This window comes from Rhodococcus sp. GA1 (assembly GCF_024321955.1).
GTDB classification, from domain to species: domain Bacteria; phylum Actinomycetota; class Actinomycetes; order Mycobacteriales; family Mycobacteriaceae; genus Rhodococcus; species Rhodococcus pyridinivorans.
This window is the reverse complement of the sequence record NZ_CP097186.1, coordinates 3,824,699-3,837,184: the sequence shown is the minus strand read 5'-3', so window position 1 is coordinate 3,837,184 and position 12,486 is coordinate 3,824,699. Positions and strand designations below refer to the sequence as shown.

General features: G+C 69.4%; 1 protein-coding gene (running past one end of the window). It reads right to left on the bottom strand.

Annotated features, from left to right (window positions below):
• Window positions 1-12,486: the 5' portion of a non-ribosomal peptide synthase/polyketide synthase gene (locus tag M3330_RS18065; RefSeq protein ID WP_255025825.1), read on the bottom strand. It extends 17,106 nt beyond the left edge of the window; 12,486 of the gene's 29,592 nt are visible here — the first part of the coding sequence; the start codon lies at window positions 12,484-12,486; the stop codon falls past the left edge of the window.

The following is a 12,486-nucleotide window of genomic DNA, read 5'->3' as shown; positions in this document are numbered from 1 at the left end:
GCCGATCGCGATGTCGTCGCTCGAGGACATGCGTGCGAGGAACACCGCGAGTGCGGTGTGCAGCACCATGAACATCGTGGTGTTCGTGCGCCGGCCGAGGTCGGCGAGGCGCCGGTGGAGTTCGGCCTCGACCGTGAAGTCGACGCGGCCGCCCCGGAACGACTGGACCGCGGGACGCGGCCGGTCGCTCGGGAGATCGAGCTGGTCGGGCAGGCCGGCGAGAGCGTGCTTCCAGTACTCGACCTGCTTGGCGGCGAGCGATTCGGGATCGTCCTCGTCGCCGAGCACCTCGCGCTGCCAGATGGCGAAGTCGGCGTACTGCACCGAGAGCGGCTCCCACGCGGGGGTGTCGCCCTGCGATCGCGCGACGTAGGCCGTCATGAGGTCGCGCGTGAGCGGACCCATCGACGAGCCGTCGGCGGAGATGTGGTGGACCACGAAGGCGAGGACGTAGTCGGATTCGCGGACCCGGAACAGTCGCGCGCTCAGCGGCACAGCCGTGGTGACGTCGAAGATCGTCGCCGCGAGTTCCTGGACGGCGGCGACGATGTCCGCCTCCGGCACGTCCACCGGGGTGAGGTCGGGAACCGCCTGCGCGGCCGGAACGATGACCTGGACGGGACCGTCCCCGGTCTCCGGATAGAAGGTGCGCAGCGATTCGTGACGGGCCACGAGGTCGCCGACGGCGGCCTGCAGCGCGTCGACATCGAGATCGCCGGTGAGCCGGATCGCGATCGGCACGTTGTAGGCCGACGATTCGGTGTCGAAGCGGTTGAGGAACCACATGCGCTGCTGCGCGAGCGACAGAGGCACGCGCTCGGGCCGCTCGACGGCTTCGAGAGGCCGGCGGTCGTCGCCGCGCTGCGACTCGACCGCACCGGCGAGCGATTCGACGGTGGTGTTCTCGAAGAGGGCGCGCACCGGAACCTTCGCACCGAGCGCGGCTCCGAGGCGGGAGGCCACCTGGGTGGCGAGCAGCGAGTTGCCGCCGAGTTCGAAGAAGTCGTCGTCGAGGCCGACCCGTTCGACGCCGAGCACCTCGGCGAAGACCGCGGCGACGGCCTGCTCGGCCGGTGTGACGGGGGTCCGGAACTCGCGGGTCTCGAAGACCGGCTCGGGCAGGGCCCTGCGGTCGAGCTTGCCGTTGACGTTCAGCGGCAGCGCGTCGAGCGTCACGAACGCCGAGGGCACCATGTACGACGGCACCTGCGTCGCCAGGTCGCTCCTGACCGTCGCCGCGTCGAGGGTGTTGTTCTCGGCGGGAACGACGTACGCGACCAGCTGGGTGCCGACCCGCTCGTCCTCCCGGGCGATGACCGCGACGTCACGCAGCGCATCCATCGCACGCAGGGCGGATTCGATCTCGCCGAGCTCGATGCGGAAACCACGCACCTTCACCTGGAAGTCGGTGCGCGACAGGTAGTCCAGCTGCCCATCGCGGGTCCACCGCACCAGATCGCCCGTGCGGTACAAGCGTTCTCCGTCACCGAACGGTGAGGCGACGAACCGCTCCGCGCTCAGATCGGGTCGATCAAAGTAGCCGCGTGCGAGCTGCGCACCGGCGAGGTAGAGCTCACCGGCGACACCGGCCGGCACCGGATGCAGACGCTCGTCGAGCACGTAGACACGGGTGTTCCACTCGGGCACACCGATCGGCACCGACGCCCCCGAGGTATCGGTGACGTCACCGGCGGTGACGGACACCGCGGCCTCGGTCGGGCCGTACAGGTTCACCAACCGGGCGGCGTTGTGCTCGACGAACCGCTTCGCGGTGGCCGGCGGGAGGGCCTCACCGATGGCCAGTACCTGCCGCAGGGACGGCGTGAGGGTGCCGCCCGCGTCGACCATCAGAGCCTCGAGCATCGACGGCACCACGTGCAGGGTCGTGACCGACTGCTCCGTCAGCAACCGGTTCAGATAGGCCGGATCGCGATGACCGTCGGCCGACGCGATGACCACACGGCCACCGGAGACCAGAGCGGACCAGAACTCCCACACCGACAGGTCGAAGGTCGCCACCGTCTTCAACAGCACCGCATCATCGGTACCGAGCTCGAAATGCTCACGCTTCCACAGCAACTGGTTGACGATCGCCGCATGCGGCACCGCCACACCCTTCGGCCGGCCCGTCGAACCCGACGTGAAGATCACATACGCCGTGTTCGTCGCACGCAACGGCGCAATCCGCTCGGTGTCGGTCACCGGCGCCGCGGACAGCTCGGACAGATCCAGGCTGTCGAGCAGCAGGATGGGGACAGACTTCTCCCCCGGTGCCGTGAACTCGTCGCGTTCGGTGGACAGGATCACCACCGGAGCAGCCGTGTCGAGAATGTACGCATTGCGATCGTCCGGCTGATCCGGATCCACCGGCACATACACGCCACCGGCCTTGACCACCGCATACATACCGACCAGCAACTCGACCGAGCGACGCATCGCCAACGCCACCGTCGACTCCGGACCCACACCCAGCGAGACCAGTTTGCGTGCAAGGCGATTCACCCGAGCATCGAACTCGGCATAGGTCAGCGACTCACCCTCGAACACCAATGCCGTTGCATCCGGCACCCGCGAGACCTGCTCGTCGAACAGATCCACCAGGGTCGACGCCTGCTCGACCACGCGGTCGGTGGCGTTCCACGACTCGAGGATCTCGACCCGTTCGGATCCGTCGAGCATGTCGATGTCGCCGACGGCCGTGGTCGGGTCGGCGACGATCGCCTCGACGACCCGCACGAAACGCTGCGCGAAGCCCTCGACCGTCGACTCGTCGAACAGATCGGTCGCGTACGTGAAGGTGGCGTCGATGACGTCAGGTGCACCGTCGTCGTCGTAGTGGTCGAACACCGTGAGCTGCAGGTCGGTCTTCGCAAGCTGCAACTCGAAATCGGTGGAGCTCACCGTCAGACCGGGCAGTTCGAGCTGGGTACGCGCCAGGTTCTGGAACGACAGACCCACCTGGAAGAGCGGGTTGCGGGCGGTCGAGCGCACGGGGTTCAGCACTTCCACCAGGCGTTCGAACGGCACGTCGGCGTTCGCGAAGGCACCGAGGTCGGTCTCGCGGGTGCCTTCGAGGAGTCGTTCGAAGGACTGTGCCGGGTCGACGTCGCTGCGGAAGACCAGCGTGTTGACGAACATGCCGATCAGGTCGTCGAGCTCGCGCTCGCCACGACCGGCGATCGGGGTGCCGATCGCGATGTCGCGGGTGCCCGAGAGCCGTGCCAGCAAGGTCGCGAAGGCCGCGTTGACGACCATGAACAGCGTCGCGTTCTTCGATCGCGCGAGTTCCTGCAGGCCGCGGTGCAGTTCAGGTGAGATCGTGAGCTGCAACGATTCGCCGCGGAAGCTCTGACTCGGCGGACGCGGGCGGTCGGACGGGAGGTCGAGTTGGTCGGGCAGGCCGGCGAGGGCCTGCTTCCAGTACTCGACCTGCTTGGCGGCCAGCGATTCCGGATCGTCCTCGCTGCCGAGCACCTCGCGCTGCCACAGCGCGTAGTCGGCGTACTGCACGGGCAGCGGTTCCCATGCCGGGGCGTCCCCGTGGGAGCGCGCTGCATAGGCCGTCATCAGGTCGCGGGTGAGCGGGCCGACCGACGCACCGTCGGCCGACACATGGTGCACGACCAGCGCGAGGATGTGCTCGTCGTCGCTGACGCGGAAGATGCGCACCGCGACTGGCACCTCGGAGGTCACGTCGAAGGTCGTCGACATGAAGGCGACGATCTCGGGTTCGAGTTCGGCCTCCGCGACCTCGCGCACGACGAGTTCGGGCAGCGCACCGTCGAGCGGGAGCACCACCTGGTGCGGGCCCTCCGGCGAGTCCGGGTAGATGGTGCGGAGCGATTCGTGTCGCGCGATGACGTCGCGTGCTGCCGCGCGGAGCGCCTCGACATCGAGGGTGCCGACGAGCCGCACGGCGATCGGGATGTTGTCGACCGCGGAGGACGCCGTGTCGAACTGGTTGAGGAACCAGTAGCGCTGCTGCGCGAGCGACAACGGCACCCGGTCAGGTCGTTCGGTGGCGACGAGGGGCCGGCGCGGACCGCCGGAGACCCCGCGTTCGAGGCGTGCTGCAAGCTCTTCCACGGTGGAGGCCTCGAACAGCAAGCGCAGCGGAACGGTGGCGTTCAGCGCGGCACCGATGCGGGAGACCACCTGGGTGGCGATGAGCGAGTTGCCGCCCAGCGCGAAGAAGTCGTCGTCGAGGCCGACGCGGTCGACACCGAGGACCTCGGAGTAGATCGACGCCACGACCTGCTCGGTGGAGGTGGTGGGAGCGCGGAACTCCTTGACCTCGAAGACCGGGTCGGGCAGTGCCTTGCGGTCGAGCTTGCCGGACGCACCGAGCGGCATGGCGTCGAGGAGCACGTAGGTGGCGGGCACCATGTAGGCCGGTAACTGCGCGGACAGTGCCGCACCAGCCGCCACCTGATCGAAGGTCGCACCGGCCTGCGGGACGACGTAGGCGACGAGCTGGTCCTGACGGACGAGCACGACGGCCTGGTCGACCTCGTCGAGGACGAGCAGCGCGGTCTCGATCTCGCCGAGTTCGATGCGCAGACCGCGGAGCTTGACCTGGAAGTCGGTGCGGCCGATGTAGTCGAGCTCGCCGGCGCCCTCCGTCCAGCGCACGAGGTCGCCGGTGCGGTACAGCCGCTCACCGTCGCCGAACGGCGAGGCGACGAAGCGTTCGGCCGTGAGGTCGGGGCGCTGCATGTACCCGCGGGCGAGCTGAGCTCCCGCGAGATAGAGCTCTCCCGCGACCCCCACGGGCACGGGCGCGAGACGCTCGTCGAGGACGTAGACGCGGGTGTTCCACACGGGGGCGCCGATCGGCACGGAGACCGTGTCGGCGTCGGTGGCCTCGTGGTAGGTCACGTCCACGGCTGCCTCGGTGGGGCCGTAGAGGTTGTGCAGGCCGGCATCGGACAACAGTGCCCGCGTGCGTGCGGCCAGTGCGGGCGGGAGCGCCTCACCGGAGGCGAAGACGTGACGGAGCGAAGTGAGTTCGTCGGCCGACGCTTCGGCGACGAACACCGCCAGCATCGACGGCACGAAGTGCACGACGGTCACGCCGCGCCGCTCGATCACCGAGGCCAGGTACCGCGGATCGCGGTGACCGTCCGGCACGGCGACCACCAGTCGGGCACCGATCTGCAAGGGCCAGAAGAACTCCCACACCGACACATCGAAGGTGAACGGGGTCTTCTGCAGCACCACGTCGGCGCCGGTGAGCGGGTATTCGTGCTGCATCCAGCGCAGGCGGTTGACGATCGCGCCGTGCGGCACCGCCACACCCTTCGGGCGCCCGGTGGACCCGGACGTGAAGATGACGTAGGCGGTGTTCGACGCCCGCAGCGGAGACGTCCGCTCGGCGTCGGTGACCGGCCCGGACGCCGTCGCGGACAGGTCGAGGGTGTCGACGAGCAGGCTCGGGACGGACCTCTCCCCCGGTACGCGGAATCCGTCGCGTTCGGTGCTCAGCACCACCACGGGCGCGGCGATGTCGAGGATGTACCCGTTGCGATCCTCGGGCTGATCCGGATCGATCGGCACGTAGGCACCACCGGCCGTAACGACCGCGTACATACCGACGAGCAGATCCAGCGAGCGGCGCATCGCCAGACCCACCCGCGCGTCGGGACCGACACCGAGCGAGATCAGATGCCGCGCAAGACGGTTCACGCGCTCCGAGAACTCGCCGTAGGTCAGCGACTCGCCCTCGAACTCCACCGCGACCGCATCCGGCGACCGCCGGACCTGCTCGGCGAACAGATCCACGAGGGTCGAGGTGTCGTCGAGCGCGCGGCCGGTGTCGTTCCACTGCTCGAGGACCTGCACGCGTTCGGCATCGTCGAGCAGGTCGACATCACCGATAGCGACGGAGAGATCACCGGTGACCGCATCGAGGAGACGGACGAAGCGCTCGGCGACGCGCTCGACCGTGCGGGTGTCGAACAGATCGGTGGCGTAGGCCAAGCCCACCGAGTACTCGGCGGCACCGGTCGCGGTCGGCGTCTCGGTGACGACGAACTGGAGGTCGAACTTGGCGGTCGCGATGTCGAGGTCGACGGCCTCGACGGTCAGCCGCGGAAGTTCGAGGGAGCCGGTCTCGAGGTTCTGGAACGACAACATCACCTGGAACAGCGGGTGACGCGCGGTGGAGCGCTCGGGGTCGATGATCTCGACGAGTCGTTCGAACGGCAGGTCGGCGTGGCCGAACGCCTCGAGGTCGGCGCCGCGCACCCGGCCGAGCACCTGCTCGAACGACTCGCCGCCCTCGACCCGGGTGCGCAGCACGAGGGTGTTGACGAACATGCCCACCAGATCGTCGAGCGCCGCGTCGCCACGACCGGCCACCGGAGTACCGATCGCGATGTCGTCGGTGCCCGACAGACGCGCCAGCAGCACCGCCAGCGCGGCGTGCACCACCATGAACGGGGTCGCGTTGCGTTCGCGGGCGAGCGTGACGATGCGGTCGTGCAGCGTCTCGTCGATGGTGAACTCGTGCAGGGCACCACGATTGGTGGCGACGGCGGGGCGCGGGCGGTCGGCCGGCAGGTCGAGCTGCTCGGGCAGACCCTCAAGCGTGTCCCGCCAGAAACCGACCTGCGAGGAGATGACCGACTCCGGATCGTCCTCCGAGCCGAGCACCTCCCGCTGCCAGATCGCGAAGTCGGCGTACTGGACCGGCAGCGGCTCCCATCCCGGCTCGCCGCCGGCGGCGCGGGCCGCGTAGGCCGAGACGATGTCGCGAGTGAGCGGGCCCATCGAGAAGCCGTCGGCGGCGATGTGGTGCACGACCAGCGCGAGCACGTGTTCGGTCGCCGACACCGCGAACAGTTGCGTCCGGAAGGGTGCCTGGGTGGAGACGTCGAAGCCGGACGAGACGAGATCGGTGATGCTCTGCACCAGCTGCGTCTCGGTGACGTCGACCGGCGTGAGGTCGGGTTCGACCTCGGACACCGGCAGCACCTGCTGGTAGCCCACACCGTCGACGTCCGGGTAGATCGTCCGCAGCGACTCGTGCCGGCCGAGCACGTCGACCACCGCGGAGCGCAGCGCCTCGACGTCCAGGGCGCCGGTCAACCGGATCGCCCCGGGGATGTTGTTGACGGCCGATTCCGGTTCGAAGCGGTTGAGGAACCACATCCGCTGCTGCGCGAGCGACAGTGGGACCCGCTCGGGACGTTCCTGTGCGACGAGCGGCGTGCGGCCCTGGGCCTCGCTCTGCTCGACGCGGGCGGCGAGAGCGGCTACGCCGGGCGCCTCGAACAGGACACGAACGGGCACAACGGTTCCCAGTTCGGAACCGAGGCGCGCGACGACCTGCGTCGCGATGAGCGAGTTGCCGCCGAGGGCGAAGAAGTCGTCGTCGAGCCCGACACGGTCGACACCGAGGACGTCGGCGAACACGCCGGCGACGACCTCCTCGACCGGGGTCGTGGGTGCACGGAAGCCGCGAGCCTCGAAGACCGGGTCGGGCAGCGCCTTCCGGTCGACCTTGCCCGAGCTGCCGAGCGGCATCTCGTCGAGGACCACGAACTGCGACGGCACCATGTAGGCCGGGAGCACCGCGCTCAGCGCGGCCTGCGCGGCGTCGCGGTCGAAGGTCGTGTTCGGGGCCGGGACCACGTAGGCGACGAGCTGATCGCGGCGCACCTGCGCGGCGGCCTGCGACACCCCGGTGTGGTCGAGCAGCGCGGTCTCGATCTCCCCGAGCTCGATACGCAGACCGCGGAGCTTGACCTGGAAGTCGGTGCGGCCGAGGTACTCGAGATCTCCGCTGCGGTCGTTGCTCCAGCGCACGAGGTCGCCCGTGCGGTACAGACGTTCACCCTCGCCGAAGGGCGAGGCGACGAAACGCTCGGCGGTCAGATCGGGGCGGCCGACGTAACCGCGCGCCACCTGCACGCCCGCGAGATACAACTCTCCCACGACACCGGCGGGAACCGGCGACAGTCGCGAGTCGAGCACGTAGGCGCGGGTGTTCCACACCGGAGCGCCCATCGCGACGGAACCACCCGTCGTTCCTGCGACCGGGCGGGCGGTGGCGTGCACCGTGGCCTCGGTGGGGCCGTAGAGGTTGTGGAGCTCGGCGTCGCTGCTCCGGGAGAACTGCTCGGCCACCGACAGCGGGAAGGCTTCACCGGCGACGAGCACGGTGCGCAGCGACGCGCAGTCGTCGGGCGACACCGACGCGGCGAACACCGCGAGCATCGACGGGACGAAGGAGGTCGCCGTCACCGCGCGCTCGCGGATGACGGTGCCGAGATAGGCGGGGTCGCGGTGCCCGTCCGGGACCGCGATCACCATGCGCGCACCGACGGCGAGGGTGCCGAAGAGTTCCCACACCGACACGTCGAAGGTGAACGGGGTCTTCTGCAGCACCACATCGTCGGGGCCGATCCCGTATTCGGTGGTGATCCACCGGATCTGGTTGACGACCGAGGCATGGGCGACCGCCACACCCTTCGGGCGTCCCGTCGAACCGGAGGTGAAGATCGAGTACGCGGTGTTCGACGGCCGCAACGGCGCGACGCGGTCGGCGTCGGTGACCGGCTCGGCCGGTGTCGCGGACAGGTCGAGGGTGTCGATCGCGAGCGACGGCACCGATGCCGTGGCCGGCACGGAGAATCCGTCGCGTTCGGTGGTCAGCACCACCACGGGCGCGGCGATGTCGAGGATGTACCCGTTGCGATCCTCGGGCTGATCCGGATCGATCGGCACGTAGGCACCACCGGCCGTAACGACCGCGTACATACCGACGAGCAGATCCAGCGAGCGGCGCATCGCCAGACCCACCCGCGCGTCGGGACCGACACCGAGCGAGATCAGGTGTCGTGCAAGACGGTTCACACGCTCGGAGAACTCGCCGTAGGTCAGCGTCTCGCCCTCGAACTCCACCGCGACCGCGTCCGGCGACCGCCGGACCTGCTCGGCGAACAGATCGACGAGGGTCCCGGCGTCGCCGAGTGCGTGCTCGGTGGCGTTCCACGTGGCGAGCACATCGGTGCGCTCGGCATCGTCGAGCAGCGCGACATCACCGACCGGGAGTGCGGGTTCGGTCACGACCGCGGTGAGGATCCGGGCCAGGCGCTCGGCGAAGGACTCCATCGTCCGGGCGTCGAACAGATCGGTGGCATAAGTCAATTCGACGAGATAACCCTCGGCGGTGGCGTCGTCCGAGACGGTGACCTGCAGGTCGAACTTCGCCAGTGCCACGTCGACATCGAGCGCCGAGACGGTCAGGCCGGGCAGCTCGAGGGAGCCGGCATCGAGGTTCTGGAACGCGAGGAGCACCTGGAACAGCGGGTGCCGTGCCGTCGACCGTTCGGGGTCGATGATCTCGACGAGCCGCTCGAACGGCAGGTCGGCGTGCCCGAACGCTTCGAGGTCGGCGCCGCGCACCCGGCCGAGCACCTGCTCGAACGACTCGCCGCCCTCCACCCGGGTGCGCAGCACGAGGGTGTTGACGAACATGCCCACCAGATCGTCGAGCGCCGCGTCGCCACGACCGGCCACCGGGGTGCCGATCGCGATGTCGTCGGTGCCCGACAGACGCGCCAGCAGCACCGCCAGTGCCGCGTGCACGACCATGAACTCGGTGGTGGAGGTGCGCCGGGCGAGATCGCGGACGGCGGAACGGAGTTCGGAGTCCAGGACGAACCGGTGCGAGGCACCGCGGTAGCTCGCGACCGCCGGTCGCGGACGGTCCGCCGGCAGGTCGAGCTGCTCGGGCAGACCCGCGAGGGTCTCCCGCCAGAACGCGACCTGCGAGGAGATGATCGACTCCGGATCGTCCTCCGAACCGAGCACCTCCCGCTGCCAGATGGCGAAGTCGGCGTACTGCACCGGCAGCGGCTCCCACTGCGGGGCGTCACCCGAGACGCGGGCCGCGTAGGCCGTCACGACGTCGCGGGTCAGCGGACCCATCGAGAAACCGTCGGACGCGATGTGGTGCACGACCAGCACCAGCACGTGCTCGGCCGCGGTCCCGGTCTCGGTGACGGCGAACAGCCGGGCCCGGAAGGGGACCTGCGTCGTCACGTCGAAGCCGGTGCCGACGATCTCGGTGGCCCGGGCGATCAGATCGGACTCGGCCACCGGGACCGGCGTCAGGTCGGGCACCACCTCGTCCACCGGCAGCACCTGCTGGTAGCCCACACCGTCGACGTCCGGGTAGATCGTCCGCAACGACTCGTGCCGGCCGAGCACGTCGGTGACCGCGGCCTGCAGGGCCGCCGCGTCGAGTGCCCCCGACAGGCCGATCGCCACGGGGATGTTGTTGACCGCCGATTCCGGTTCGAAGCGGTTGAGGAACCACATCCGCTGCTGCGCGAGCGACAACGGCACCAGTTCCGGACGCACCTGCGGGACCAGCGGTGCGCGTCCGTCGCCACCCGAGGCCATGGCGGCGTCGACGAGCGAGGCGAGTTCGGCCGCCGTCGGGGCGTCGAAGAACTCGCGGACGTCGATGCGGACCTTGTGATCGGCGCTGAGCCGCGCGACGACCCGCGTCGCGCTCAGGGAGTTGCCGCCGAGTTCGAAGAAGTCGTCGTCGACACCGAGCTGCTCGATGCCGAGGACCTGCTCGAAAGCGGCGACGACGGCATGCTCGGTAGCAGTCGACGGCGCGCGGTATTCGCGCTGCAGGGAGCTGAAATCCGGTGCGGGCAAGGCCTTCCGGTCGAGCTTGCCGCTGCCGCCGAGCGGGAACTCGTCGAGTTCGACGAACAGCGACGGCACCATGTAGTCGGGCAGGCGCCGGCGCACGGCGTCGGCGAGCTCGGACCGTTCGATGTCGCGGCCGTCGGTGACGAGGTAGGCGACGAGGTGGTCGCCGAGCGCGGGGTCGGAGTGCACGACGACGACCGACTGCCGCACGCCCGGGTGGTCGAGCAACGCCGATTCGATCTCGCCGAGTTCGATGCGCAGACCGCGCAGCTTCACCTGGAAGTCCGTACGGCCGATGTACTCGATCTGCCCGTCCTCGTTCGTCTTCACGAGGTCGCCGGTGCGGTACATGCGGTCGCCGGGCTCGCCGAACGGGTCGGCGACGAAACGATCGGAGGTCAGATCGGGGCGACGGAGATAGCCGCGCGCGAGCTGGACGCCCGCGAGGTAGAGCTCGCCCTCGACACCGTCCGGGACGGGGCGCAGACCCTCGTCGAGGACGTAGAGGCCGGTGTCGGCCACGGCGGCACCGATCGGCACGACGGTGTCGTCGGCGGAGGTCGCGAAGTAGGTGACGTCGACCGCGGCCTCGGTGGGCCCGTAGAGGTTGTGCAGACGCGCCGAGGAGATCTCGTAGAAGCGGGCGACGGTCTGCGGCGGCAGCGCCTCACCGGACGCGAAGACATAGCGGAGGGTGCTCACCGACGCGGCGGTGGACTCGGTGAGGTAGACGGCGAGCATCGACGGCACGAAGTGCGCGATCGTCACGCCGCGTTCGATCATCGTCTGCGCGAGGTAGGCAGGGTCGCGGTGCCCGTCGGGCACGGCGATCGTGAGACGGGCACCCACCTGCAGGGGCCAGAAGAACTCCCAGACCGACACGTCGAAGGTGAACGGCGTCTTCTGCAGCACCACGTCGTCGGCGCGCATCCCGTACTCGGACTGACGCCAGTCGATGTTCGCGACGATCGCCCGGTGCTCGACGGCGACGCCCTTGGGCCGTCCCGTCGAACCCGACGTGAAGATGACGTAGGCGAGGTGATCGGCCGTGAGCGCGCCGCCGCGCTCCTCCGGAGTGATCGGCTCGTCGGATACCTCGGACAGGTCGAGGGTGTCGATCGTCAGCGCCGGGACGGAACCGGGGAGATCGACGGCGTCGCGCTCGGTGGTGACGACGGCGACCGGCTCGGCGATCTCGAGGACGTAGGCGAGGCGGTCGGCCGGGTGGTCGGGATCGAGCGGCACGTAGGCGCCACCGGCCTTGACGATCGCGTACATGCCGACCAGCAGGTCGAACGACCGACGGACGGCGAGACCGACACGTGCGTCGGGGCCCACACCGAGACCGATGAGGTGACGTGCGAGACGGTTGGCGCGGGCGTCGAATTCGCGGTAGGTCAGGGCCTGCCCGTCGAAATCGAGAGCGACCGCATCGGGGGTCCGCGCCACCTGGGCGTCGAAACGCGCCATGAGGGTGTCGGGATCGACCGTGGCCGGTGCTGCCACATCGTCGCCGAGCACCTCGACGGCGTCGGCCAGCAGGGCGTCGACCACCCCCGCGAGACCCGGAGCACCCAGCAGAGCGGGCGCGATGTTCGACAGAACGACCGGGAACAGCGCGTCGAAACCGAGCGCACCGCCCATGGCGGTGTCGAGCGTGGCGATCTCGTCGCGCAGGCGCGCGTAGCCGATACGGGTATCACCGTCGGTGAGGGCGACGCGGTCGGGTTCGATCTCCGCGACGGCGGCGAGCAACCGGGGAAGGTCCTCGATCGCCAGCGCCGGCTTGCCCGCCATGTCACCCGTCAT